The organism is Draconibacterium halophilum (assembly GCF_010448835.1).
GTDB classification, from domain to species: domain Bacteria; phylum Bacteroidota; class Bacteroidia; order Bacteroidales; family Prolixibacteraceae; genus Draconibacterium; species Draconibacterium halophilum.
This window is the reverse complement of the sequence record NZ_CP048409.1, coordinates 1253788-1278810: the sequence shown is the minus strand read 5'-3', so window position 1 is coordinate 1278810 and position 25023 is coordinate 1253788. Positions and strand designations below refer to the sequence as shown.

The 25023-nt window shown below is 40.7% G+C and carries 24 protein-coding genes and 2 pseudogenes; 9 read left to right on the top strand and 17 right to left on the bottom strand.

The window, feature by feature from the left end:
* Window positions 1-55: 55 nt before the first annotated feature.
* Both G0Q07_RS05175 and G0Q07_RS05170 read left to right on the top strand, forming a co-directional pair.
* Entirely contained in the window at window positions 56-790 is a 735-nt protein-coding gene (locus G0Q07_RS05175; RefSeq protein ID WP_163345084.1) for a polyprenol monophosphomannose synthase, read from the top strand.
* A 184-nt stretch (window positions 791-974) separates the two neighbouring features.
* On the top strand, window positions 975-2318 hold the full coding sequence (locus tag G0Q07_RS05170; protein WP_163345083.1) for a dihydroorotase: 1344 nt from the start codon (window positions 975-977) through the stop codon (window positions 2316-2318).
* 136 nt (window positions 2319-2454) lie between these two features.
* On the opposite strand, the gene rmuC is transcribed toward G0Q07_RS05170, so the two are convergent.
* Window positions 2455-3807 (bottom strand): DNA recombination protein RmuC, encoded by a 1353-nt coding sequence (gene rmuC, locus G0Q07_RS05165; RefSeq protein WP_163345082.1) that lies wholly within the window; start codon window positions 3805-3807, stop codon window positions 2455-2457.
* Window positions 3808-3947: 140 nt separating this feature from the next.
* Here rmuC and G0Q07_RS05160 point away from each other — a divergent pair, with 140 nt between their 5' ends.
* On the top strand, window positions 3948-4391 hold the full coding sequence (locus G0Q07_RS05160) for a uracil-DNA glycosylase (protein WP_449504533.1): 444 nt from the start codon (window positions 3948-3950) through the stop codon (window positions 4389-4391).
* Window positions 4286-4609, top strand: coding sequence for a uracil-DNA glycosylase family protein (locus tag G0Q07_RS21385; RefSeq protein ID WP_449504531.1), 324 nt, complete (start codon window positions 4286-4288; stop codon window positions 4607-4609). The genes G0Q07_RS05160 and G0Q07_RS21385 overlap by 106 nt, the downstream gene beginning before the upstream one ends.
* Before the next feature lie 67 nt (window positions 4610-4676).
* Here G0Q07_RS21385 and G0Q07_RS05155 read toward each other — a convergent pair whose 3' ends face one another.
* Genes G0Q07_RS05155 through G0Q07_RS05145 form a run of 3 tightly spaced genes read right to left on the bottom strand, consistent with a single transcriptional unit; the run spans window position 4677 to window position 7801 of the window.
* Entirely contained in the window at window positions 4677-5759 is a 1083-nt protein-coding gene (locus G0Q07_RS05155) for a 3-oxoacyl-ACP synthase III family protein (RefSeq protein WP_163345081.1), read from the bottom strand.
* Between the two features lie 8 nt (window positions 5760-5767).
* Window positions 5768-6529: a UDP-2,3-diacylglucosamine diphosphatase gene (locus G0Q07_RS05150; protein ID WP_163345080.1), complete on the bottom strand. Its 762-nt coding sequence runs from the start codon at window positions 6527-6529 to the stop codon at window positions 5768-5770.
* A gap of 15 nt (window positions 6530-6544) precedes the next feature.
* On the bottom strand, window positions 6545-7801 hold the full coding sequence (locus G0Q07_RS05145; protein ID WP_163345079.1) for a TlpA disulfide reductase family protein: 1257 nt from the start codon (window positions 7799-7801) through the stop codon (window positions 6545-6547).
* A 346-nt stretch (window positions 7802-8147) separates the two neighbouring features.
* Here G0Q07_RS05145 and G0Q07_RS05140 point away from each other — a divergent pair.
* Window positions 8148-9082, top strand: a pseudogene (locus G0Q07_RS05140) (bifunctional riboflavin kinase/FAD synthetase).
* Here G0Q07_RS05140 and G0Q07_RS05135 read toward each other — a convergent pair.
* Together G0Q07_RS05135 and prmC are read right to left on the bottom strand one after the other, a co-directional pair.
* Complete coding sequence (locus G0Q07_RS05135; protein ID WP_163345078.1) at window positions 9079-10143, bottom strand: endonuclease/exonuclease/phosphatase family protein; 1065 nt, start codon at window positions 10141-10143, stop codon at window positions 9079-9081. The pseudogene G0Q07_RS05140 and the gene G0Q07_RS05135 overlap by 4 nt on opposite strands.
* An 82-nt stretch (window positions 10144-10225) precedes the next feature.
* Window positions 10226-11065 carry a peptide chain release factor N(5)-glutamine methyltransferase gene (gene prmC / locus G0Q07_RS05130; protein WP_163345077.1) on the bottom strand — a complete coding sequence of 280 codons (840 nt, stop codon included), beginning with the start codon at window positions 11063-11065 and terminating at the stop codon, window positions 10226-10228.
* 40 nt (window positions 11066-11105) lie between these two features.
* On the opposite strand from prmC, the gene ribD reads away from it, so the two are divergent.
* Window positions 11106-12155 (top strand): bifunctional diaminohydroxyphosphoribosylaminopyrimidine deaminase/5-amino-6-(5-phosphoribosylamino)uracil reductase RibD, encoded by a 1050-nt coding sequence (ribD, locus tag G0Q07_RS05125; RefSeq protein WP_163345076.1) that lies wholly within the window; start codon window positions 11106-11108, stop codon window positions 12153-12155.
* Window positions 12156-12769: 614 nt separating this feature from the next.
* On the opposite strand, the gene G0Q07_RS05120 is transcribed toward ribD, so the two are convergent.
* Window positions 12770-13171 carry a DUF6146 family protein gene (locus tag G0Q07_RS05120; protein ID WP_262888009.1) on the bottom strand — a complete coding sequence of 134 codons (402 nt, stop codon included), beginning with the start codon at window positions 13169-13171 and terminating at the stop codon, window positions 12770-12772.
* A gap of 113 nt (window positions 13172-13284) precedes the next feature.
* Between G0Q07_RS05120 and cls the strand changes: the two genes are divergently transcribed.
* Window positions 13285-14325, top strand: coding sequence for a cardiolipin synthase (gene cls, locus G0Q07_RS05115; RefSeq protein ID WP_163345074.1), 1041 nt, complete (start codon window positions 13285-13287; stop codon window positions 14323-14325).
* A gap of 38 nt (window positions 14326-14363) precedes the next feature.
* Entirely contained in the window at window positions 14364-14735 is a 372-nt protein-coding gene (locus tag G0Q07_RS05110; RefSeq protein WP_394366532.1) for a phospholipase D-like domain-containing protein, read from the top strand.
* Window positions 14736-15269: 534 nt separating this feature from the next.
* Here G0Q07_RS05110 and G0Q07_RS05105 read toward each other — a convergent pair.
* The 7 genes and pseudogenes from G0Q07_RS05105 to sppA all read right to left on the bottom strand — a co-directional run bounded on the left by G0Q07_RS05105 (window position 15270) and on the right by sppA (window position 22408).
* Window positions 15270-15593: a hypothetical protein gene (locus G0Q07_RS05105; protein ID WP_163345073.1), complete on the bottom strand. Its 324-nt coding sequence runs from the start codon at window positions 15591-15593 to the stop codon at window positions 15270-15272.
* Window positions 15593-16189, bottom strand: coding sequence for a hypothetical protein (locus G0Q07_RS05100; protein WP_163345072.1), 597 nt, complete (start codon window positions 16187-16189; stop codon window positions 15593-15595). Before G0Q07_RS05100 ends, G0Q07_RS05105 begins: the two co-directional genes overlap by 1 nt.
* A 478-nt stretch (window positions 16190-16667) precedes the next feature.
* On the bottom strand, window positions 16668-17618 hold the full coding sequence (locus G0Q07_RS05095; RefSeq protein WP_163345071.1) for a pyridoxal-phosphate dependent enzyme: 951 nt from the start codon (window positions 17616-17618) through the stop codon (window positions 16668-16670).
* A 42-nt stretch (window positions 17619-17660) separates the two neighbouring features.
* Window positions 17661-18605, bottom strand: a complete 945-nt coding sequence (locus tag G0Q07_RS05090; protein ID WP_163345070.1) for an SMP-30/gluconolactonase/LRE family protein — start codon at window positions 18603-18605, stop codon at window positions 17661-17663.
* 51 nt (window positions 18606-18656) lie between these two features.
* Complete coding sequence (locus G0Q07_RS05085) at window positions 18657-19472, bottom strand: purine-nucleoside phosphorylase (RefSeq protein ID WP_163345069.1); 816 nt, start codon at window positions 19470-19472, stop codon at window positions 18657-18659.
* A 3-nt stretch (window positions 19473-19475) separates the two neighbouring features.
* Window positions 19476-20515 (bottom strand): annotated as a pseudogene (gene lpxK / locus G0Q07_RS05080) (tetraacyldisaccharide 4'-kinase).
* 105 nt (window positions 20516-20620) lie between these two features.
* Complete coding sequence (gene sppA / locus G0Q07_RS05070; protein WP_163345066.1) at window positions 20621-22408, bottom strand: signal peptide peptidase SppA; 1788 nt, start codon at window positions 22406-22408, stop codon at window positions 20621-20623.
* Between the two features lie 77 nt (window positions 22409-22485).
* Between sppA and folK the strand changes: the two genes are divergently transcribed.
* Window positions 22486-22977: a 2-amino-4-hydroxy-6-hydroxymethyldihydropteridine diphosphokinase gene (gene folK / locus G0Q07_RS05065; protein WP_163345065.1), complete on the top strand. Its 492-nt coding sequence runs from the start codon at window positions 22486-22488 to the stop codon at window positions 22975-22977.
* 13 nt (window positions 22978-22990) lie between these two features.
* Here the strand turns inward: folK and hflX are convergent, their stop codons facing one another.
* The 3 genes from hflX to G0Q07_RS05055 form a co-directional block, all read right to left on the bottom strand.
* Window positions 22991-24202 (bottom strand): GTPase HflX, encoded by a 1212-nt coding sequence (gene hflX / locus G0Q07_RS05060; protein ID WP_163345064.1) that lies wholly within the window; start codon window positions 24200-24202, stop codon window positions 22991-22993.
* A 73-nt stretch (window positions 24203-24275) separates the two neighbouring features.
* A complete protein-coding gene (locus tag G0Q07_RS20620) occupies window positions 24276-24536 on the bottom strand; it encodes an energy transducer TonB (RefSeq protein WP_246222987.1) in 261 nt (86 codons plus the stop codon).
* A complete protein-coding gene (locus G0Q07_RS05055) occupies window positions 24497-24964 on the bottom strand; it encodes a hypothetical protein (protein ID WP_246222986.1) in 468 nt (155 codons plus the stop codon). Before G0Q07_RS05055 ends, G0Q07_RS20620 begins: the two co-directional genes overlap by 40 nt.
* Between the last annotated feature and the right edge of the window lie 59 nt (window positions 24965-25023).

The window sequence follows — 25023 nt, the reverse complement described above, 5'->3', positions numbered from 1 at the left end:
TTTAGAATTAATACAAAAACTGTATTTTCGTTACTTCATTCAAATATTCAAAAAAGTGTCAAAGAATTTAGTAATCATTCCAACCTATAACGAAAAGGAAAACGTTGAAAAGATGATCCGCAAGGTCTTCTCATTAGAAAAGCCTTTTCATTTGCTGATTGTAGAAGATAACTCGCCTGATGGAACGGCTGACATTGTAAAACGACTGATGAAGGAATTTCCTGACAAACTCCACATTCTGGAACGTAAGGGGAAACTTGGTTTGGGAACTGCTTACATTGCCGGTTTTAATTGGGCACTGGAAAGAGATTACGAAGCTGTTTGCGAAATGGACTGCGACTTTTCGCATAATCCCGACGATTTACTTAAGCTTTTTGGAGCTATTGAAAATGGTGCTGATGTTGCTGTTGGCTCGCGTTACATTACCGGAATTAATGTGGTAAACTGGCCGCTCGGTCGTGTGCTGATGTCGTATTTTGCATCGATGTACGTACGTATAGTTACCGGAATGGATGTGCGCGATACAACCGCCGGTTTTGTTTGCTGGAAGAGAGAAGTTCTGGAAACCATCGACCTCGATAAAATTAAACTAATCGGTTACGGATTCCAGATTGAGATGAAATTTACTGCACACAAATTTGGGTTTACGATTAAGGAGGTATCAATTGTATTTACCGACCGCCAGGAAGGAACCTCGAAAATGAGTGGTGGTATTTTTAATGAAGCACTTTGGGGCGTATTGAAAATGAAATTAAACAGCTTTACTCGAAAATACGAACGAAACGATTAAAGATTAACCATAAATGATAAAAAAAGGCTGCCGAGTGCAGCTTTTTTTGTGAATATTTCTCCTTAAATAGGAATAATGAGCGATAATAAACCTTTGACAAAAGGTTAGACAATTTCGTTGGAGACAAGATGAAAGGGTCTCGGCGTATTTTAGTAACTTTGTTATAAATCAAAAATCAGGGGAGATGAAAACATTAATTAAAGACGCAACAATAGTAAACGAGGGATTAAAATTTAAAGGAAGTGTTTTAATTGATGGTGAAAAAATAGAGAAAGTCTTTCCCCACGTTGTTCCCGCCGATTTTGATGTAAGTGCAACAGAAGTAATCGATGCCACAGGTTTACTTTTAATACCCGGAGTAATCGACGACCAGGTGCATTTTCGCGAACCGGGCTTAACCCACAAAGGCGAAATTGCTACCGAGAGTAAAGCTGCTGCTGCAGGTGGTGTTACTACTTACATGGAAATGCCTAACACCAATCCTCAAGCCGTCACTCAGGAAGAATTGCAAAAAAAATTCGACCGGGCCGCAGAAGTTTCGGCGGTAAATTATTCGTTTTACATGGGCGCCACAAATACCAACCTCAACGAGGTGCTGAAAACTGATCCTTCAAAAGTTTGTGGCATAAAAGTTTTCATGGGATCATCAACCGGAAATATGCTGGTTGACGACGACAAGACACTATCTGATATTTTCAAAAATGCACCAACTTTGGTTGCTACCCACTGCGAAGACGAAGCGACTATAAAGGCAAATACCGAAATTGCCCGCCAGCGTTATGGCGAAAACGTTCCAATTTCGCGCCACTGCCACATTCGCAGCGACGAGGCTTGTTATAAATCATCGTCGAAAGCGGTGGAACTGGCCTCGAAATTTGATACACGTTTGCATATTCTGCACCTTACTTCAGCAAAAGAGATGAGCCTTTTTTCGCCGGGCAAGGTTAGCGATAAAACAATTACAGCCGAAGTTTGTGTCCATCACCTGTGGTTCGACGAGCGCGACTACATCGATTATGGAACACGCATAAAATGGAATCCGTCGGTAAAATGTGTGAAAGATAAAGAAGCACTTTGGGAAGCATTGCTTGCCGACAAAATTGATGTAATTGCCACCGACCATGCACCACATACCTTAGAGGAAAAAAATAACTCGTACTTTAAAGCTCCGTCGGGCGGACCGCTGGTACAGCACTCGCTGGTTGCCATGTTGGAACTGAGTAAAAAAGGATTTATTTCGATAGAAAAGGTAATTGAAAAAATGTGCCATGCTCCGGCCGATTTATTCCGTGTAAACAAACGTGGTTACATTCGCGAAGGTTATTTTGCCGATCTGGTTCTGGTGGATCCGACTAAAAACTGGATTGTTGCACCCGAGAATATTCTATACAAGTGCGGATGGGCACCATTCGAGCGAACTGAGTTTTCAAACAAGGTGGTAAGCACTTTTGTAAATGGTCTTAAGGTATACGACAAGGACAAAGTTGTTCATCCAAATTACGGACAAGCCATTTCGTTTAATCCATAATCATTCTAACAATTCTAAAATAATCCCTTCTTTTAAACCTATTTTGGCAATAAACGTTTATGTCCGTACAACTTATTCGTTAAATAAGTTACACATTCATTAGGTGGTTTCTATTTTTAGAAATCACCTTATTTTGTTATTGATCGTCCAGCATCTTCTTTGGTAATTCTTTTGTGGCTTTTGCCCCTAGTATTTTAATGTTCTCGACTCTGCGAACAAGATTTCCGGCACCAATATGCAATTTGTTTACAGCTAAATCGTAAGTTTTTTGCGTGGTAGCCAGATTTTTTCCTATTGTTTCCATATCAGAGATAAAGCCAACAAACTTATCGTAAAGAGCACCGCCTTGTTTAGCTATTTCAATAGCATTTCGGGTTTGGTTTTCCTGTTGCCAAATAGAAGAAATAGTGCGCAACGTAGCCAGCAGTGTTGATGGACTCACGATCACCACTTTCTGATCCCAGGCATAAGAAAACAACTCCTGATCTTCTTGAACAGCCACACTAAACGACGCTTCAATAGGGATAAACAGCAACACAAAATCGGGCGAATTTAACTTGCTTGCCGTTTGATAATGTTTTTCGCTAAGTCCTTTAATATGTTGGCGCAAACTCAACAGATGTTCCTTCACATATTTAATGCGTAGAATCTCATCGTCAGCATTTACCGCCCGTTCATAAGCAATCATCGATACTTTCGAGTCGATGATAATATGTTTGCTGTCTGGCAGATTAATCACAATATCGGGCTGAATGCGTTTGCCTTCCTCTGTAATATCACTAAACTGCTTTTGGTAGCCCTGTTCTCCTTCGTTTAATCCCGAACGTTCCAGAATACGCTCCAGAACAACTTCGCCCCAGTTACCTTGTTTTTTCACATCGCCTTTTAGCGCTTTGGTCAGGTTACTGGCTTCTTCACTTATTTTGTTGTTCAGATCGTACAGCTTTTTCAGTTCTGCTTTCAGGTCGGTCTGATCTTTTAATCCCTGTTTGTAAGTATCATCAACTTTCTTCTCAAAAAGCTGGATCTTTTCTTTCAGGGGATTCAATACATCGCCAATATTTTTCTGATTGGCAGCCGTAAATTTCTCGCTGTTTTTTTCGAGAATTTTATTGGCTACATTTTCAAACTCAGTAGTAAATTTCTTTTGGATTTCCTCAAGTTCTGCTTTCTGTGTTTCCAGTTTTTCTTTGAGGTTGAAGTATTCAACCTTTGCTTTTTCCAAACGCCCCACCAAAGCCGTATTTTCTACCCTCAATTTCTCCAAATCCTGCTTCCATTCTTCGGCATCTTTTGTTAATGCCTTGTAACGTTCTTCCCAAACCAGGCTTTGTTTTTCAACCGCTACTTTTTGTTCCTGAAAAGCTTTTTCCTTTTCCATTAAATCTTTTTCAATATCAAACCGGCCTTTCTGCCCTTTCATTTTGAAAAACAAAAAGGCTGCAACAAAGCCAAGCACCACACCAACAAGCAGATAAATAAATTCCATGGTTAAACTATTTGAAAGCTAAAAATACGAAATGTAAATCTAGCAATCGAAGGCTGTTGAAAAAAGTATTTAACAACTTGAATTATCGAAATGCGATAGCCATTATTTTCTTATTTTTAGATTTTTGAAAAGCAAAAAACATGGATGTAAAGATTGAAACCGGCTGGAAAAAACAACTGCAAGAGGAATTTGAAAAGGATTATTTTATTCAACTGAGCGAATTTGTACGCAACGAATACAAAACGCACAAAATCTACCCTCCCGGCAAGCTTGTTTTTAATGCCTTCGACCAATGTCCGTTCAACAAACTAAAGGTGGTGATTCTTGGCCAGGATCCGTATCATGGACCAGGGCAGGCACATGGTTTGTGCTTTTCGGTAAACGATGGTATAAAATTTCCGCCGAGTTTGCGCAATATCTTTAAAGAACTAAACAATGATGTGGACAAGCCAATTCCCGAAAGTGGCAACCTAACAGATTGGGCTCAACAGGGTGTTTTATTATTGAATGCTACATTAACTGTTCGTGCACATCAGGCAGGTTCGCACCAAAAAAAGGGTGGGAGCAATTTACTGATGCTGTAATTAAAAAGATTAGTGAAGAAAAAGAGAATGTTGTTTTCCTGCTTTGGGGAAACTATGCAATTAGCAAAAGTAAGTTTATCGACCAGGACAAACATTTTGTATTAACATCGGTGCATCCATCTCCACTTTCGGCTAGCCGTGGTTTTTTTGGCAACAAACATTTTAGTCGCACCAACGAGTTTTTGGTTTCGAAAGGACTGGAGCCGATAAACTGGTAACTGGAGGAACAAAAAAACCGATACAAATTGTACCGGTTTTAATATTCAATATAGTCGTTTTACATTTTTACCACTTATATACAATAGAGTTGATGTTCATTCCGGCACCTACCGAACAAAGAATGGTATAATCACCCTCGTTCACTTCATGCCCTTCTATCTTCCCTTTGGCCACCAAATCAACGAGGGTAGGCACAGTAGCAGTCGACGAATTACCTAACTTCCGGATACTCATTGGCATAATTCCTTCAGGCATTTCTTTTTCGCCATACAATTTTAATACACCTGCTAAAATTGCCTCGTCCATCTTTTCATTGGCCTGATGAATAAAAATCTTTTTGATGTCACCAAGTTGGAGACCTGCTTTTTCAATGCTTTCCTTTACTACTCCGGGAACTGTAGTAATGGCATAAACGTAAAGTTTATGTCCAATCATTTTTAGAAATAGTTCATCCCCTTCATAGTCTGGATTACTTGATTCACCCAAAGTCAACAGATTCGCAAATTTAACCGAATCGGAACGACTTGAGTGCGACAGGATGCCTACAGGCTCTTCACTTTCAACTGCCTCTACGATGGTAGCTCCTGCACCGTCGGCATAAATCATTGAGTCACGGTCGTGTGGATCTGAAAGGCGCGAAAGCACGTCGGCTCCAACCACAACACCTCGTTTATGAAACCCACTTTTAATGTAGGCATCAGCAGTGATCATTCCCTGGGTCCAACCGGGGCAACCCGATATTACATCGTGACAAATACAGCCCGGGTTTTTAATATTCAGTTTCATCTTAACCTTGTTGGCAAGGCTGGGCAAAATATCAGTTCTTACATTTCCGTTCAGGGTATCTCCAAAGTTATGTCCAATAATGATAAATTCCAGACTTTCTTTTGAAATTCCGGCCGTTTTACATGCATCTTCAACTGCCATTGCAGCGATATCAGACGTTACCAAATCTTCAGCAATGTAGCGTCGTTCTTCAATATTGGTAATCTCTTTAAACTTCTGAATAATTTCTTCGTTGCTTTTATCCTCGATCTTTTTCTTCGATGGAGTATAAAACTCATTATTCATAAAGTGTTTATTCTTAACTATTTGTGATGGAAGAACACTTCCGGTACCAATAATTCTTGTATAAGTTTGCTTTGCCATAATCCTTTTTAAGCTTTCGCTCTATCTTTAAATCTCTTTAATTCAAATTTTTCGCCATCGAAAACACCATAAGAGAACGCTTTTATCCAGTCGCCAAGTATAATAAACCGGGTTTTTTCGTTCATTTTCTCGTTCACCAACTGATGCCGATGGCCCATAATAAAATAATCAATCGGATTTGTATGTAAAAAATCCGCGGCAAATTTATACATTCCATCTTTATTTGCCATAAAATCTTCATCATTATCAGAATTTGATAACCTACTGGACGCAGACCACTTATGTGCAATATTAAATGCGAAATTCGGATGTAACCGCGAAAATAGCCATCGCATGGTGTTATTGGTAAACATCTTTTTCAGAAAAATATATCCTTTATCCGATGCATCGAGCCCGTCGCCATGAGCCAGAAAAAATCGCTTTCCGTAAATTTCGCGTAAAATATAATCGTGATGAACCTGCACACCTGTTTCTTCAGCAAGGTAATCGTATACCCACATATCGTGATTGCCGGTGAAAAAATGTACCGGAACACCCCGGTCGGTCAGATCGGCCAGTCGTCCTAAAATTCGTGTAAAACCACGCGGAACAACCTTTTTGTATTCGTACCAGAAATCGAAAATATCGCCCAACAGGTATAGTTCAGCAACATCTTCACGAATATTATCGAGCCAGGAGGCGAATAATAGCTCGCGTTCCCGGTTGTTATTCAGTGCCGGTGCTCCAAGGTGTACATCTGAGACAAAATATATTTTTCGTTTTTGCGTCAATTTGCCAGTTTTATACTAGTCGAGAAGTCGAGCCAGTGCTTTATCTAAAGCCGGTCCTTTTAGGTTTTTGGCAACAATCTCGCCTTCCTCATTAAGCAAATAATTAAATGGAATATTCTGCACATTATAAACTGCTGCAGCTAGTTTACTTCCTTCCATATCACCAACATTTATCCAGGACAGTTTATCCTGATCGATGGCATCTACCCACTCAGCCCGATTTTGATCAACACTTACCTGGTAAATTTCGAAACCTTTGCGATGGTACTTTTTGTAAGCTTCTACCAAAACCGGGTTTTGAATTCGCGATCCACGATCGACAGCAGCCCAGAATTGCAGCAAAACTACTTTGCCGCGCAACGATGATAAGGCCACTTCATTTCCTTCAGGATCGGGCAAAACAATATCAGGGCTGTTATCGCCTTGTTCCTGAATAAACCGTTGCATATTTGCCGACTGTTCATTACGCACAATCTGCAGGGTATTGTTATAAAGTGCCTGTACCTGTTCTGATTTTGGATAAATAGTATTTAAGGCCGAAGCAGCTGTTTTCATCACCTGCAAATCTCGAACAATAAACGATTCATCTTCGGGATTGAACTTCTGATAAAGTGCCAGCACACTGGCCATTGAAAACGGATTTTCGCGAACAAAATTTGTGGAGAACTCTATTTGTTCCTGAACAATCTCATTATATTCTTCCGCCCATCGTGGTCTTACATTATCATACTCCGGGTTGCCGGCATATAAATTATCTAATGACCTTAGCGAGTCCAGTTTATGTCTGGTATCTTTGAGCTTCGAATCCAACATCTTCACCTGAGCTGATCCGAGCGATCCTTCAACATTGTATTCGCGATCAAAATTAGCTGCATCGGCTTCAATGGTAACTGTTTCTGCCGAGTCGACCAACAAGGTGATAAAGTTCTGGTCGCTAAGTTTTAAAAGATAAAATGTCGGAATTCCGGTCATTGCCGAAATCTCAAACTCTCCTTTTGTATTGATTTTTGTTTCTGCTATCTTTTTCAGCGAAGTAGTATGCAATTCTTCCAAAACAATGGTTTCGTCTTCTGCGTGTGTGATTTTACCACGAATTGTAAACTCTTTGTCTTGCTTACACCCTCCCAAAACAAGCAGGGCAGCCACTAAAAAAAATAAAACTCTGTACGTCATGTTTGTCATTCGATTAAAGTTGTTCACATTCAGCGGTAACTCATGTAACTCGCTTTTAATCTTGCTCCCGTTGGGCAAATTTTGTGATGCTCGTTTCATCTGATTAATATAAGCTACCAATAAGGTATCATCGTAATCGTGCAAATTGGTTTAAACCTGAAGTGATCTGACCAAGGTTGCTCGTTTCAATATAAAGGCCGTAAAATTAACAATTTTGCATACATCGAAAATAGCAATCAAAGAAAATAACAATTTTTATGGGTTCAATTGTGCATTAAGATGATTACAAATGTATAAACAAAGGGTTTGAATGAATAATATTTGGGCAAAAACGATTATAAAACCTTTTTTACTTCGCATAATTTTAACCTGATTCAACACTACGCCTTTAATTGCTTTAAAATTTTCAATAGGTTTGTAGCGCAAAACATTTTATACAAAACCAGTGAAGATTCATTATTCGCTTGATGATTTTAATGCCCGTAACCCTGTGGTAACTATCGGCACCTTCGATGGGCTGCACAAAGGCCATCAGTCGGTTATTGAAGAGTTAAAATTTTTGGCCAGAGAAATGAATGGCGAAACGGTGATCTTTACCTTTTACCCCACCCACGAATTGTTACTTCGCCAAATGATAAAAGCCTACGTTTGCTGACAACCAAAAATGAGAAAATTAAGCTTTTTGAAAAGTTTGGCGTCGATCACCTGATTATCTATCCTTTTAATAAAGAGTTTGCGGAGTTATCATACACCCAATTTGTAAAAGATTTATTGGTGAATAAAATAGGCACACGGTGTTTGGTTGTGGGCTACGACCACCGCTTTGGCAAAAACCGTGAGGGCGGCTATGAATACTTGAAAGAATGTGCTGAAAAGAACAATTTCGAGGTTAAAAAGACCGATGCATTGTCGGTAGAAGCAGAAAAAGTTAGCTCTACAAAAATCAGAGAAGCGCTGCAATCGGGAGATATAAAAAAAGCCAATCAATATCTGGGCTATGAGTTCACACTGCACGGAACCGTAGTAAAAGGGATGCAACTGGGCCGCAAACTGGGTTTCCCCACGGCAAACATTGAAGCATCTGATAAATATAAAATTATTCCGGGTTACGGTGTGTATGCTGTTTTAATTGAGATTGAAGACAAGCAGTATAAAGGAATGCTGAATATTGGCACGCGACCAACCTTTAACAACAATGCCGATAACCGAAGTATAGAAGTAAATATTTTTGATTTTTCAGGAGATATGTACGGCAATAATATCACCCTCATTTTTATCGACAAAATCAGGGAAGAGCAGAAATTCTCAGGCATTGAAGCATTGGTGAAGCAACTTAAAACCGATAAAGAAGTTGCCGTAAAATTACTTGCACATCACTAATCCATTTTTAACAGGCTACAGCTAACCGGTAAGTGATCGGACATGCGGTAATCGAGTGTTTCAAAATTGTACGACTCAAAACCATCGCCATGCATAATGTAATCAATTCGGAACGAAGGCAGCTTTCCAATGTAGGTACGTCCTATCCCCTGTCCTGAATTCACAAAAGCATCAGTTAATCCGCTGGCCAAAGTACGGTACGAAAAAGAAACCGGAGTATCGTTAAAATCGCCGCAAACAATCACATTATGAGGCGACTCATCAACATATTTGCGAATTTCGCGAACTTGTTCGGCCCGCAACTGAAAGGCCTCTTTAAATTTCGCTCCCATTTCTTTCACCTCTTCCAAATCCTTTTCTTCGTTTAATCCCGGCGATTCAATAATTGAATATTTATCAGGATTGATGTGATACGACTGTAAATGAATATTAAAAATCCGAACGGTATCTGTGTCGATTAAAACATCAGTATAAATGGTAATATTTCGTGAGTTCTCAAACCTGATTTCTCCCATGTTTACAATCGGGTAGCGGGTCATGGTTACCGACCCGTAGGTTGTACTCGAGCGTGCAAACTGGTAGTGTTTTATCGATTGCAGGTCTTTAACCGTTTGTGCCAGGTTAAAAATGCTGTTCTTTCGCAAACGGGCTTCCTGCAAGCAAATAATATCTGCATTCTGATCAGCTAAAAACGAGATAATTTTTGTTGCATTTTCTTTCTGAGTTCCGCTGGTGTCGGCTACAAAGTGTTTCACATTATAGGACACTACTTTAATATTTGCCTCCTCGCTGCCTTTGCCATTGATCTGCATAAAACGCGTAACGTAACCCCAGCCTAAAAGAATTACCCCCAACGACAACAATGTGTAACGCGGTTTAAACAAAATCCAGAGTACAATAAATATGATGTTGCCACCCAGTAAAAATGGATAGGCCATTCCGAATAGCGACGGCAGCCAGTATTTATCGGGCGGGATGTACACCGAAAGATACGATGCCGCAAGAGCCAACGCCAGAAGAATATTGACTAGAGACAGTATTTTAAGGATTACTTTTCTCACTTATTAGATTTAGTCACTGCAAAATAAATAATCGTTTTCAAAAACAAACGGTAAAATCTGTTTTTCATGATATCGAAACCATTTATTTTTGACATCGAAGCATGCGATTTTTATTATTCAAATCGCGACGTAATTCTATCGACTTAAATCCCAACTGGTTAACAAGCCCCACCATTTCATCTCCCAGGTTTTCGTTAATTTCAAAAAACAGGAATCCACCTTCATTTAATTGTTTTGAAGCAAACTTTGCAATGGCCCGGTAAAAAATCAGCGGATCGGTGTCGCTCACAAACAACGCCAATTCGGGTTCGTACTCCAGCACATTGGCTTCCATCTGCTTTTTTTCGCGTTCCATTACATAAGGCGGGTTACTTACAATTACATCAAATTGTGGCCACGAATATTGTGGCCAGTTTAATATGTCGGCTTGTTTAAATGTAACTTCAAGCTCATTTCTTATTGCATTCCCGGTTGCAAGTGTAAGTACATTTTCCGATACATCAACAGCCATGATCTCAACAGTGGGCAACTCATTTTTTAATGCCAGTGCAATACAACCGCTGCCTGTGCCAACGTCGAGGATTCTTGCCTGCTCAGGAATTTCTGTTTTGCTAATCCACTCCACCAACTCTTCGGTTTCCGGCCGGGGAATCAAAACTCCCGGTTTCACATCCAGCTGTAATCCATAAAATTCGGCAACACCCAAAATATATTGAATGGGCTCGTGTCTTTTCAGTCGCTCAACAATCACGTTTATCCCGTCCGATTCAGTTGTTTCCAACACCCGGTCTTTTTCCAAAATCATTTGCGTGTACGACATTCGCAACACGCTATTCATAATCATTTGTATGAACCCTGAAATTTCGGTTTCGGGATAATACGGTGCCAATTCTGCACGGATGTATTGAATAGTTTTCTGCATTGTGTACTTTTGTTGCTACAAATTTAGTCTTTCTTTGAAAATGACAACCGAAGAAAAATATATGGCTCGCTGTATCGAGCTGGCCCGCCTGGGTGCCGGACATGTTTCGCCCAACCCGATGGTGGGTTGTGTTATCGTGTACAACAACACGATAATCGGCGAAGGGTATCACCAAAAACACGGGCAGGCGCATGCCGAGGTGAATGCCATAAACTCGGTTACCGACGCGGAAAAACTGAAAGAAAGCACCATTTATGTTTCGCTGGAACCCTGTGCACATTACGGTTTAACACCTCCCTGCTCCAACCTGATCATCCAGAAACAAATTCCGCGTGTGGTAATTGGCAGCATCGATCCGTTTGCCAAAGTTGCCGGAAAAGGAATAGAAAAACTACAGAATGCCGGTGTTGAAGTAAAAACAGGTATTCTGAAAAAAGAATGCGACGAGCTGAACCGGCGCTTTTTTACTTTTCACCAGAAACAACGCCCCTACATTTTGCTAAAATGGGCACAAACTACTGATGGGTTTATTGATGTTGAACGAAGTGCTGAAAACTACGGAGAGCCAACCTGGATTACCGGTCCGCGGGCATTATTGCGGGTTCATCAAATGCGTGCGGAAGAAGATGCAATTATAGTGGGCACAAACACCGCCGAAAAAGATAACCCTTCGCTAACAGTCAGGCTTATTAAAGGAAAAAATCCTTTGCGAATTGTTTTAGACCGGGAGTTACGTTTGAATAAGAAGCTCAACTTATTTGATAACTCAACAGAAACAATTGTTTTTAACGCACTTAAAAACCATACCCACAACAAAACAGAATTCATTAAAATTGATTTCTCAGCTCAGCTTCTTCCTCAAATGCTGGAAGTGCTGCATCAAAAAAATGTACTCTCGTTAATTGTAGAAGGAGGCCGGCAACTACTACATACTTTTATTGATGCCGGGTTGTGGGACGAAGCTCATGTTTACACCGGGCACATGCAGTTTGGCAGTGGTATAAAAGCACCTTCTCTGCCCGGAACTACAGGACAATCGGAATCAATAGGGAAAGACAAATTGGTAATTTACCGAAATACGGCTATTTAGAATCATCCAAGACGGCAGATTGCAACTATTAAACGACACCCAAAATCTTCGGAATTGCGGCCTGCCGGCGGCCTTCATTTTTGTCTTACCACAAAAACGAAGCAAAAAAGTCAAGTCTTCTTTTTGCCTTCACTCTACGTTCTTATAAAACTGAAGTTCGGACGGGTGATCTCCTCGCACACCCGGAGCTTCCCGCTCTCCCTAAAATTTTATTTCAACTCCGCGTAAAGACCAAAAGAGGCCGTCTACAATTGTAACGTCAGCGACATCGAAGCCTGGCCTCGGCTGATGAACCGGAAAACAAGTGGTGACGACGTTCAAAAATTACTGATGCCCGCCTGCCGGCCGGCAGGTTTGAGGAGGTACGACTGCCTGTCCCGATCGTAGCATCGGGAAGTTTCAGAAATTTTAGTTGGCGCCGCGTACCTGCCTGCCGGTAGGCAGGGCTTTTCCGAGCGAGTCAGGCGCAGCCTTGAGTTTTTTGTTTACTTATTTTCTCAAGACAAAAAGTAAAATCAGCCCGATAGGGCAAAAGCCAGTTTCTTCTGCTTAACTATAATACTTGAAGGAAGAATCCAGTCATCTGACTCTAGGAGGGAACCTCATGAATTCCACTACTTAAACACCACGTGTGGACCTCCGGGAATGATCTGCTTTTTCAGAACTCGTTCCACGTACATAAAGTAGTAGAATAGTTTGTGGTTCATCTCAAAACCATAATCTTCAGTAGGATCGTAGCCAACAACCGGTTCAAACGACCAATTGCGCGATGGTGAGGCGCATTTCGCATTCCAGGCACTTACATATTGTTGGTTCCAACTCTCGTAATACGATTGCGACCGATAGCTGGCCGGAGTATTTTGCAGTTGATACCATGAGTCGAAATTGGAGTTAAATGTTTCCACGTCATACTCAACACTGTCTTCTCCGGTTACCTCAACACTCGATGTTTCGTTTTTCGCCATATTTTTTGGCCCCGAACAAGCATAGAAAAACACAGCTCCTCCTACGAACATCCACAGTAATATGTATTTAATCCTCTTCATCTCTATCATTAACAACGAATATGAAACAAATATTGTTTTTACTCAAATAAATTTAGAAATTTACCTAAACAAAATTCAAAAATATGTTCGATTGGAGTCAATTCTGGACCTGGTTTTATCTGATCTTTCTAATCACTGCCATTCCTGTTGCACTGATGATTATTTTAGAAAAACGCTCGCCATTTAAAACCGCCGCCTGGATTTTAATACTGATTCTCATCCCCATTTTTGGAATGATTTTCTACCTCGTTTTCGGCCAGGAATACCGGAAACGAAAAATGTTTTCAAGACGTGGAATAAAAAGTCTGAAGGCGATGCGGCGTTTGAGTGCCGAGCAGTTAAAAAACATCGAACAAAACAAGCTTATTTCGCTAGCAGGATTACAAAATCAGGCACACCTTATTCGCTTACTGCTGAATAATTCCGACTCGCTGCTAACTACCGGAAACACACTTCACCTGCTGAAAGACGGACAGCAAACGTTCGATCATATTTTTGAAGCTATTGAAAAGGCACGTCACCATATTCACCTTGAATATTACATTTTTGCCGACGATAAAATTGGCAACAAACTAAAAGAGCTGCTGATAAAAAAACGGCAGGAAGGTGTTGAGGTGCGTCTTATTGTTGACGACGTGGGCAGTTGGGGACTGAGAAAAAAGTTTTTTCGCCATTTGCAGGCAAACGGTATCGAAATATATCCTTTTATGGAGGTTCGTTTTCCGCGTTTTACTTCGCGGGTCAATTACCGCAACCACCGAAAAATTATTGTTATCGATGGGAAAATGGGCTTTATAGGCGGCATAAATATTGCCGACCGATACCTTGAAGGCCTGAAAGGTTTGGGCCACTGGCGCGACACGCATTTGCAGATTGAAGGCGATGCAGCTACCACCCTGCAGGTAATTTTTGCTGCCGACTGGTATTTTATCACCAAAGAAAATCTATACGGGAATAACTATTTTCCGCCTCTTACCGATGCTCCGGGCGTTCCGGTACAAGTATCGGCAAGTGGCCCCGATTACAGCTGGAAAAGTATTGAACAGGCCTTTTTTGCCGCCATTACCGCAGCACGAAAAAAGATATACATTGTTACGCCCTACCTGATGCCCCGCCCGAGTTAAAAACAGCGCTTAAAACAGCAGCACTCAGCCAGATTGATGTGCGCATTATCATTCCCGAGAAATCGGATGCCATAATCTCCAGATGGTGCTCGTTTGCCTACGTAGAAGAATTACTGGAAGCCGGCGTTCGCATCTTTCTTTACCAGAAAGGTTTTATACACAGCAAATACCTCCTGGTCGACGATTGTATTTCAAGCGTTGGAACCAGCAATTTCGACTTTCGCAGTTTTGAAACCAATTTTGAAGCCAATGCCTTTATCTACCAAAAAGAATTTACGCGAGAAGTAGAACAACACTTTTTAGCTGATTTACAGCAGTGCCGCGAAGTAAAGTATCGCGAGTGGCGTAAGCGACCTCATACAGATAAAATTCGCGAATCGCTGGCGTATATCGTTAGCCCGATGTTTTGATGCCGGATGCCCCGACGCTATCGGTAGGGATTTGGCTGTGGCCGATTTTCAATTCACTTCGTTCAACTGGATACTGAATGTTGTCATTCTGAGCGCAGCGAAGAATCTCTTACAATAAAGCACTGCCTGCCACAAAATTGCGTAAATCTTTATTCGTGTAAAAGTTGTTTGTCGCAGGTTTACGCGGGGCACTCCTACACAAAAAATTACCAGCCGCAAAGTTGCGGGGGCTTATCCAACCGAAAAAGGTGTTAGCCGCAGAGTTGCAGGAGCCAATCTTTTGCAAAAGTTTAGCTCTCGCTGAGTTGCAAGAGCCCTTCCTTCGCGTCGGGTAAGCTCTCGCTGAGTTGCAGGGGCAAATCCTACTCGCCAGGGAAGCTCTCGCAGAATTGCGGCTGGTAATCCGACGGAAAAAGTCGTTAGCCGCAGATTTACTAGAGCTTATATTTCAGCGTTTTACGTTTTTTTTCAAAAGAAAGACCTTCAAGGTTTTTGAAACCTTGAAGGTCTGAAAAAGTACCGATCATCCAGCAATTACACCGTGCGGTCGATCAGTTCTTTTATTTTTGGAAGAACCACGCCCAGCGCTTCGTTGTTGGTCATTCGGTAGAAACCCGGAAGAATTTCGAGCAGGTCTTTTATCGCCTGTTCCAGGTCGCCACGCACGGCTGTCATCGAACTAATTTGTTCCATATATCCATCCTGCCATCCAGATATAGATGTTTTATAATATAATATGGAATTATCACAAACATCTGTAGGATCATCATCATTTTGTTTTGAAATTGAAATCTCCTGCGCTTTCGTGTTGAAAAAGATAATTGCAAACAATATTGTTAAAATTATATTCGGTTTCATTAGAAATTAAAATTAAAGGTTAAACTATATGGTAAATCAAAATGTGATTGATAAAAAAGATGATACTGTCTATTATCAGGAAAATTCTCACTTCCTTCTGTTTTTGACCACTGTACAAAATTTTCGGCACCAGCTTCAAAGGCAACAGCCAAATTATCATTGAGTAAAACTTTCACCCCGACAAAAGGCACAAAGAACAACTTATAATATTCATTTACATTAGGAAAATCGATATCATCATGTCTGGATAATGAAGTTCCCAGATCAGCACCATAATAAAATATAGCCCGATTATATTCTCTCTGAAATTCATAGCCTAACGATAAAGACAAATCTGTTTTATGTTGCTTTGCCGTAAGCTCATAATTTTCATCATCATGAGTAATTTTATATAAATCAACCCAGTAAGAAGTTCCAATACCAAAGCGATAAGCACCTTTTATTTGGTTATTTTTAATATTGTTTAGTTTAAACAACACTTTATCAGGGGTACCATCGGAGAAGAAGTTCTGAAGGTCGACAGCTATCTCATATTTGTTTGTAGCTGTTGTTTGGTTTTGAGCTATACTATTGGTAATACCCGTAAAAATAAACATAGTATACCAATAAATATGGCAATTTTTTTGTTTTCCATTTCTTTACATTTTTTTGATTTAATGATTAATAATGCTTGAGGCAGTATTAACTTTTTATACAATTTCCTGTTCAATTATTTAATGAACAAAATTTAGTTAATGATTGAATTTAAAGATGAAATTAAGGGGCTCGTGGCATGGTAATCTGCTTAAAGGTTTATATAATAAATTGGTGTTTTAAAAGTATATTTTCTTTGGTCAACTTCAAAATTATGAGCCTATGTTAAATAGCATAATTCAGCTTAGCGTTATTAATAACATATTTTGTGGAGAGGAAAAAAAGGGTGCCATCCTTCTCTACATAAAACAAATAAAGATGGTATTTTTAAAAACCGGATACCGGATATTCGATACTGGATACTCAGTGCTAAATACGCTGAACTCCCAACCCTATTTTGAACTTTTTCAGTTATTGATAGCCTCACCGGAAGTGAGACCATCAACGGTTAAAACGGCAATTTCCCCAAATCCAGATTCCCCCCGAAAGAATAATACCTACTTTTTTGTCCTGCACATCCACTTTCTTCTCAAGAATGGCAGCCAGCGGCACTGCCGAAGATGGTTCGATAATAATTTTCATACGCTCCCAGATCATACGCATGGCTTCCACTATACTTTCTTCCGAAACGGTAACAATATCATCTACCTTATCTAAAATAATTTGAAAATTGCACTCGCCTAATGAGGTCAATAAGCCATCAGCTATTGTCTTTGGATTTTCTGAAGGTACCCAAAGTTTCGAATGAAACGAACGATAAGCATCATCAGCTCCAGCCGGTTCGGCAGCAATAACCATACAATCAGGTAACAAATGTTTGGTTGAAATAGCCGTTCCGCTTAATAAACCACCGCCACCAACGGGTGCCATAATAACATCAAATTCGCCTTTGTCTTCTATCAATTCTTTGGCAGCTGTCCCCTGCCCGGCAATTACATAAAAATTATTGTAGGGATGTATTTCGGTGACTCCAGTTTCTTCAATCACTTTTGCCAGTGTACTTTCGCGCGCCTGCAAAGTAGGTTTGCAAAAGGTAATTTTGGCTCCGTAACCGGCAACGGCTTTCTTTTTTATTTCGGGTGAGTTTTCGGGCATTACAATGTGAGCATCAATTCCGCGCATCCGGGCTGCCAAGGCCAGTGCTGCTGCATGATTTCCCGATGAGTGTGTTGCCACACCTTTTTGTGCTTCTTCCTCACTCAATGAAAACACCGCATTACACGCTCCACGAAATTTAAAAGCTCCAACCTTTTGTAGATTCTCGCACTTAAAAAATAGCTCGGCACCAACAATGTTGTTAATACTCTCCGACGACAAAACCGGTGTGCGATGTGCATATTTCTGTACGATTTCGTGTGCTATTTCTATATCGGTATAAGTTGGAATATTCATGTAATGTTACTGGTTTTACGATACAGCAAAAATATAACCCGCTTAGTTTACATCGTTGAAATAGAAAGCCTGAACGCCTTTTACTCCCGGACGGATTTTAAAAACACCTCCGGCATGTGGCCATTTTTCCAATTCCTCGTCGCTTGTACCTTCTCTTGCCGAGGTGATGTAGAGCGTTCCCATATCCTCATCGCCAAAAGCACAGGAAGTAATATTTTTTGCCGGTACTTCAATTTTATCGATCAGCTCGCCGGTTGAAGGATTCCAGCAACCAACGGCCGAACCACCCCATAAAGCTACCCACAGCTTATCGTTCTCGTCGATGGTCATTCCATCAGGCGAACCCAATTCGCGAGGTACGGTTACCGCAACCACAGGATTTGAGATTTCCCCGGTGGCATCATCGTAATCGTAGGCCATTACTTTTTGGGTGGGCGTATCGATGTAATACATTTTTGTTTTATCAGCCGACCAAACAATTCCGTTGGAAATACTAACCTCATCCACCATTTTGTGAATCGTTGTATCCGGATCGAAACGGTACAAAGCGGCAACGCCTCTTCCTCCTTTTGTACTTATTGTTCCTGCCCAAAACCTTCCCGACGGATCGCATTTTCCATCGTTAAAACGGTTATCGGGCAAATCGACCTCGGGATCAACCAATAATTTTTTTGCCCCGGTTTCAAGATTAAAATGATAAATCCCGTTTTGCAAAGCAACCAGCGCATTGCCACTTTCGGTAGGAACTACAGTGCCAACCATCTGGCCGGTAAACATTTCTTTGTTGTAGCCCGTGGCCGGATTGTAAACGTTCAGAATTTCCTTTTTAATATCAACCCACATCAGTTCTCCGGTTTTGTAATTCCAAAGCGCACCTTCGCCAAGTGTCGATTGCGTGTCGAGCACCAATACTGCCTGCTTAGATTTTGGTTCGGAACAACTAAACAGCAACAATACAATTGAAAGGAATAAAAGTGTATGTTTCATGATTATAGGTTTTTCGATTGTTTGCAAGATTTATCTGCTTACTACAATTTATTATTCAATGCTCTGAATCAGATCCTTCATGATCAGCGTCATTTTAGGCTCGGCTTTCATTGCCACCTCCTGCACTTCCTCGTGCGAAATCTCCACAATTTCGCCGGGCACTCCGCTGTCGGTAACTATTGAAATTCCGAAAACATGCATATCCATGTGGCGGGCCACAATAACTTCGGGTACGGTTGACATGCCCACAATATCGCCACCTAAAATACGAAACATTTTATACTCTGCCGGCGTTTCAAAAGTCGGCCCTGAAACCCCAACATAAACACCTTCTTTTACATCGATGTTATTTTGCAGCGCTATTAATTTGGCTTTGTTACGCAGACGCTGGCTGTAGGGTTTGCTCATATCGGGGAAACGTGGTCCGAGTTCTGCCAAATTTTTTCCGCGTAAAGGATGTTCCGGAAAAAAGTTAATGTGATCGGTAAGCAACACAATTTCGCCAACATGCCAATCGGGATTTAAACCACCGCTGGCATTCGATACAAAAAGGTTTTTTACACCCACATGTTTCATTACACGCACCGGAAAAGTTACTTCTTTCATATCGTAACCTTCGTAATAATGAAAGCGGCCCTGCATGGCAAGTACTTCTTTATCGCCCAGTTTTCCGTAAATCAATCGTCCGGCATGTCCTTCTACAGTAGATACAGGAAAGTTTGGAATTTCGGTGTACGGAATAGAATCCAGAATTTCAATTTCGTTCACCAGCCCACCAAGACCGGTTCCCAAAATGATTCCAATTTCAGGACTTGCCTGAATTCTTTCTTTTATGAAGTTCGCGGTTACTTTTATTTTCTCCAACATAATTTAATATCTTCTTATTAAACGATTTTTTTCTTCTTCAAGGAAATCTATTTTAACCGGCAAGTAATACATGGCATTTTTCAGCTCATCGCTTAATTCGCCGATGTCTTTAAAACGCATAGCATCCTTTTCGGTTGTCACAATTAGCTTTCTTTCTGATTTTATTTCATTAAATTTTTTCTCAATCTCTAGAATATCATTCAGCGTATACGAATGATGATCCGAAAAACTCATGGTTTCCATATGCGTCCCCATCTTACGAATAAAGGAATGCATTTGTTTTGGCGAGGCAATACCGGTAACCACCAACATGTGGCAGGCAACATCTTTATAGCTTGCTTCATCAATTTTGGGCGCATCGAACACCGGTTGCAGCGTTCCATAAACCAGTCGTGTAAAATACAAACTCTGGTAGGGTAACAAATTCACATCATTCCCCAAAATACGGCGCATAATAGGCGTTACTTCCTCGGGGCATTTGGTGAAAATTATAACATTTGCCCGGCGCATTTGGTAAACACCTTCGCGCAAACGGCCAACCGGCAATAACGAATCATTCTTTAGCTGTCGGTTATAATCGATAAGTAAAATGTTTATTCCGGGCGATATTCTGCGGTGTTGAAAGGCATCGTCGAGCAATACCACATCAGGTGTTTTTTCGATAGTTGGATCGAGTAATTTCTCTACTCCCGAAACGCGGTTCTCGCACACTGAAACGGTAGCCTCCGGAAATTTATTTTTAATCTGCAACGGTTCGTCTCCTACTTCTTGCGCGGTAGATTGTTTTTCAACCAAACGAAAACCTTTTGTTTTTCGTTTATAGCCCCGGCTTAAAGTCGCTACTTCGTAATTGTCTTTCAACAAATTTACCAGGTACTCTACATGCGGCGTTTTTCCGGTACCCCAACAGTAATATTACCGATAGAAATAACGGGCACATCAAACTCTCTCGACGTTACTATTTTAAGATCGTAGGCTCTGTTGCGCAGAAAAATTATTATTCCGTACAACCAGGCCAGCGGATAAAGCAAAATTTTTACCATAAATTGTTCTTCAAAACAGGAAGCTAAGATAATGTGAATTTGGGATAAGAAAAAAGGATGCACCACAAGTTATGATGCATCCTTCATTTTTATTGCAGAAGAAGCTTAATTCAAATAAATATCGTAGGGCATGCGGGCATAAATCCCGTTCATTTCGGTTGCTTTTTTCAGGTGCTCGTAATAGCGATAGGTATCTCCCAGTTCGCCTTTTAATATACGTGCCTTTACATTTCCGCCCAACTTAAACATTTCCTCAAACGGACTTTTTAATGCAGGCAACGAGACTGTTCTGTAGTCTTCCAATCCTTCCATTTCTACTGCCAGCTGAATGGCGTGTTCCAAACCTCCAAACTCATCGATCAATCCAATTTCCATTGCATTTTCTCCACTCCAAACACGGCCCTGTCCAATGTTATCAACCGCTTCTTTGGTCATGCCTCTACCATCGGCAACATGCGAAAGGAAAGTATCATATCCAATAGAAATATAATGTGTCATGCGTTGTTTTTCGTATGGAGTCATTGGGCGCATTAACGAAACAAAGTTTGAATGTTCGTTGGTACCAACAGCGTCGGTAGTAATTCCAAGCTTGTCGTTCATTAGTTCGCCAAAGTTTGGTATTTGACCAAAAATACCGATGGAACCGGTAATCGTATTCGGGCTGGCAACAATTTTATCGGCCGGACAAGAGATGTAGTAACCACCAGATGCAGCCACATCGCCAAACGATACCACCAGCGTTTTTTCTTCGGCAGCCAGTTTTACTTCGCGCCAAATTGTTTCCGAATCAAACACGGCTCCTCCCGGAGAATTAACACGCAACACAATCGCTTTATACGAGCTGTCCTGGCGCGCTTTACGAATTTCTTTTCCCAGCTTATCGCCGCTAATTCCTTCGTCGCCACTCAATGCAACTCCAATTTCGCCACTGGCATAAATTACAGCAACTTTGTTTCGGCTATATTTTTTACTTTGCCCTTTAACCGGAACTTTAGCGTAGTCTTTCACACTCACAACCGGAATCGCGTCGGTGCCTTCAATTCCTGTAATTTCGCGCATATCGTTGAGCACTTCATCGCGGTATTTTGCAGCGTCAATCAAACCATTCTCAACCATTTCTATGGCTTTCTTGTAGGTTTGTGCTTCATCGGCCAGAACATTTAGTTGTTCTACCGAAATACCGCGGGCTTCAGAGATCCCATTCAGCATGTGATTCCACAAACTATTCATGTAAAGCAGTCGCTGTTCGCGGCTTGCCTCGCTCATTTCTTCTAACATAAAAGGTTCTACTGCCGATTTAAATTTGTTGTTCGGGCCACGAATGATCTGCATTTCAACTCCCAATTTATCAAGCGCATTTTTGTAGAACATTAACTCGCTGCCTAATCCACGAAAATCGAGTGTTACTTCGGGATGCAAAACAATCTGATCGGCTACTGTTGCCAGGTAATAACCTTTCTGATCGAGCAACATTTGGTCGGCACAGGCGTAAATGGGTTTATCGCAGCTGTCTTTAAAAGCAATCAGATCATTTCTTATTTCTTCAACCGAAGCAAAACCTCCGTTTGTTGTCGACAATTTGAGGTATATACCTTTTATACGATCATCGTCTACAGCTTTCTTCAACGATTCACTAATATGATCCAAGCCAATTGTTTTTACCGAGCTTAAAAACCCCGGAAGTTCGATGTCCTCAAAAGGATCATTCGATGCCCGATCAACAATACTTTGGTTTAAATCGATTACCAACATAGATTGATCGGCTACTGTTACCTGTTTATCGGCTGAAGCAATAATTGCTCCGAAAATAATAAACATTAAAAAGGTACCGATTAACGACAAAGCTAATACGCCCACAATAGTAGCTAATACGTATTTGAAGAATTCTTTCATATTTTTGTAATTTAATTAATATTCTATTTTAGTGAATGAGTAATGTTTTATTTAAGGAATTACAAATATAAGATACAATGAACAAGGTATTTCTTGGAATTGGAGGAAATATTGGAGATAAAAGACAAAATTTCATTCATGTACTCAACTTGATCGAAATAAAATTAGGTAAAATAATCCAAAAGTCATCGGTTTACGAAACGCCACCTTGGGGATTTCGGAGTGAAGATGCATTTTGGAACCAGGTACTGATTATTGAAACCAAACTGGAAGCGGAAGAACTGTTATGGCGAATCCGCGAAATTGAAACCGATTTTGGACGAGAAAGAGGAAATGAACGCTACTCATCGCGCGAAATGGATATTGACATTCTTTATTTTAATGATGATTTTTTAGAATCAAAAGACCTCATCATTCCTCATCCGCGTATACACGAAAGACGTTTTGTGCTTATTCCCCTGGTTGAAATTGCCCCGGAAATGAAACATCCACTTCGCCGTTTAACCAGTATTGAGATGCTGGAAAACTGCCTCGACCAATCGGTTATTAAGAAAATTGAAATGGGTTAAAGTAATCCATTTTTTATTGAATTCCTTTTGTCCAGTCAGAGTTATACAGGTAATCGTTATACGGAAAACGCTGCGAATGAATACCTTTCACTTTTTCGTAAAGTTCCTTTTTAAACTCTTCAATATTCGTTTTGTCTTTTGCCGAGATGAATAAGGCTGGCGTATTACTTTTAGCCATCCACGAGCTTTTCCACTCTTCCAGTGTAAAATTATCTTTTGTTCGTGGCGATAGATCATCCTCGTCTTTTTCCTTGTAGGTAAAAGCGTCAATTTTGTTGAAAATGTAAAAAGTTGGTTTATCACCTGCATCAATTTCTTCCAACGTTCCGTCAACCGTTTCAATCTGTTCCTCAAAACCTGTATGCGAAATATCAACTACATGCAAAAGAATATCTGCCTCACGAACCTCATCGAGCGTTGACTTAAACGACTCTACCAAACCATGTGGCAGTTTGCGGATAAATCCAACGGTATCGGCCAGCAGGAAAGGCAAATTCCCTATCACTACTTTTCTGACGGTAGTATCCAGCGTTGCAAAAAGTTTATTCTCGGCAAATACTTCCGACTTCGCCATCATATTCATAATGGTAGATTTACCAACGTTGGTATAGCCAACCAAAGCCACACGCACCATTTTTCCACGGTTTTTTCGCTGGGTAGCTTTTTGTTTATCGATTTTTACCAGTTGTGCTTTTAGCCGACTGATTTTATCAAGGATAATCCGGCGGTCGGTTTCTATCTGTGTTTCACCCGGACCGCGCATACCAATACCACCACGCTGTCGTTCGAGGTGAGTCCACATTCTTGTTAATCGTGGAAGCAAATACTGATACTGTGCCAACTCAACCTGTGTTTTTGCGTGGGCTGTTTTTGCCCTTTTTGCAAAAATATCCAGAATAAGGTTGGTACGATCAAGGATCTTACACTCCAGTTCGCCTTCAATATTTCGTAATTGTGTTGGCGTAAGTTCGTCATCAAAAATTACCGTATCGGCCTCAACAACCTTAATATATTGATTAATCTCGTCGAGTTTCCCGGGACCAACAAATGTGGCTTTATTTGGGATATCCAGTTTTTGGGTGAATTTTTTTAATACTTGCGCACCCGCAGTATCGGCCAAAAACTCCAACTCGTCGAGGTACTCTTTTGCCTGACGTTCATCCTGATCTTGATTGATCAGTCCCACAATAACCGCTTTTTCTGTTAAAGGTGCTGTTTCTATCATTTACTTTATTTTAGTCAAAAAAAAACTCCTGCTTCTAAAGAAACAGGAGTGCAAAAATATTGTTTTTTATTCTTTACTGCAACACGAAGTTAATTGGTACCGTGTACGATACGTTAACCGGTTTTCCTCGCTGTTTTCCTGGCTTCCATGCAGGAAGCGCATTTACCACACGAAGAGCTTCTTTATCCAACGAAGGGTCAACTCCCCTTGCGATTTTGGCATCGGTAACTTTTCCTGTTTTACTTACAACAAAAGTTACATATACTTTTCCCTGAATACCGTTTTCCTGTGCAATTACAGGATAGCTGATAGCATTGGCGATATATTTACGCAATGCAAGGTCTCCCCAGGGAATTCAGGCATATCTTCTACAATAAAGAAAACCTGTGCTTCTTCCTCTTCTTCTTCGTCAGCTGTTTCAATTACAGGAGCAACGTCGATTATTGTTTCGTCGTCGGCTTCTGAATCTTCAATCTTCAGCTCGTCTTCAATCTCAACATCATCGTCAACAATGTTCAGCACCTCAACAACTTGTGGTGGTGGAGGTGGTGGAGGTGGTTTTACCTCTTGCTCACGAGTAATAGGGATGATTTCTTCTTCAACTTCCGCAACCTGAACGGCACCGAGGTCGTTTGCTTTTGATGGTTTTGTAGTCCACTCAAAAGCCAGGAGCGAAATCCCCAACGCGACAACTAATCCGATCAACCAAAAAGTATTTTTTTTTGGTTCCAGATCAGCTTTTGGTGTTTTTTTAAGTTCCATACTTAATTATTTTATTTGTTTTATTTGATTTTTTGCCCTTCAAAATCGGGGCTTAAAGA

Excerpts from the sequence above, each read along its gene's own strand:
- G0Q07_RS05170 (WP_163345083.1), top strand. The coding sequence starts at position 975 with ATGAAAACATTAATTAAAGACGCAACAATAGTAAACGAGGGATTAAAA.
- rmuC (WP_163345082.1), bottom strand. The coding sequence starts at position 3,807 with ATGGAATTTATTTATCTGCTTGTTGGTGTGGTGCTTGGCTTTGTTGCA.
- G0Q07_RS05160 (WP_449504533.1), top strand. The coding sequence starts at position 3,948 with ATGGATGTAAAGATTGAAACCGGCTGGAAAAAACAACTGCAAGAGGAA.
- G0Q07_RS05155 (WP_163345081.1), bottom strand. The coding sequence starts at position 5,759 with ATGGCAAAGCAAACTTATACAAGAATTATTGGTACCGGAAGTGTTCTT.
- G0Q07_RS05145 (WP_163345079.1), bottom strand. The coding sequence starts at position 7,801 with ATGAAACGAGCATCACAAAATTTGCCCAACGGGAGCAAGATTAAAAGC.
- prmC (WP_163345077.1), bottom strand. The coding sequence starts at position 11,065 with ATGCAGAAAACTATTCAATACATCCGTGCAGAATTGGCACCGTATTAT.
- ribD (WP_163345076.1), top strand. The coding sequence starts at position 11,106 with ATGACAACCGAAGAAAAATATATGGCTCGCTGTATCGAGCTGGCCCGC.
- G0Q07_RS05120 (WP_262888009.1), bottom strand. The coding sequence starts at position 13,171 with ATGTTCGTAGGAGGAGCTGTGTTTTTCTATGCTTGTTCGGGGCCAAAA.
- cls (WP_163345074.1), top strand. The coding sequence starts at position 13,285 with ATGTTCGATTGGAGTCAATTCTGGACCTGGTTTTATCTGATCTTTCTA.
- G0Q07_RS05105 (WP_163345073.1), bottom strand. The coding sequence starts at position 15,593 with ATGAAACCGAATATAATTTTAACAATATTGTTTGCAATTATCTTTTTC.
- G0Q07_RS05100 (WP_163345072.1), bottom strand. The coding sequence starts at position 16,189 with ATGTTTATTTTTACGGGTATTACCAATAGTATAGCTCAAAACCAAACA.
- G0Q07_RS05095 (WP_163345071.1), bottom strand. The coding sequence starts at position 17,618 with ATGAATATTCCAACTTATACCGATATAGAAATAGCACACGAAATCGTA.
- G0Q07_RS05090 (WP_163345070.1), bottom strand. The coding sequence starts at position 18,605 with ATGAAACATACACTTTTATTCCTTTCAATTGTATTGTTGCTGTTTAGT.
- G0Q07_RS05085 (WP_163345069.1), bottom strand. The coding sequence starts at position 19,472 with ATGTTGGAGAAAATAAAAGTAACCGCGAACTTCATAAAAGAAAGAATT.
- sppA (WP_163345066.1), bottom strand. The coding sequence starts at position 22,408 with ATGAAAGAATTCTTCAAATACGTATTAGCTACTATTGTGGGCGTATTA.
- folK (WP_163345065.1), top strand. The coding sequence starts at position 22,486 with ATGAACAAGGTATTTCTTGGAATTGGAGGAAATATTGGAGATAAAAGA.
- hflX (WP_163345064.1), bottom strand. The coding sequence starts at position 24,202 with ATGATAGAAACAGCACCTTTAACAGAAAAAGCGGTTATTGTGGGACTG.
- G0Q07_RS05055 (WP_246222986.1), bottom strand. The coding sequence starts at position 24,964 with ATGGAACTTAAAAAAACACCAAAAGCTGATCTGGAACCAAAAAAAAAT.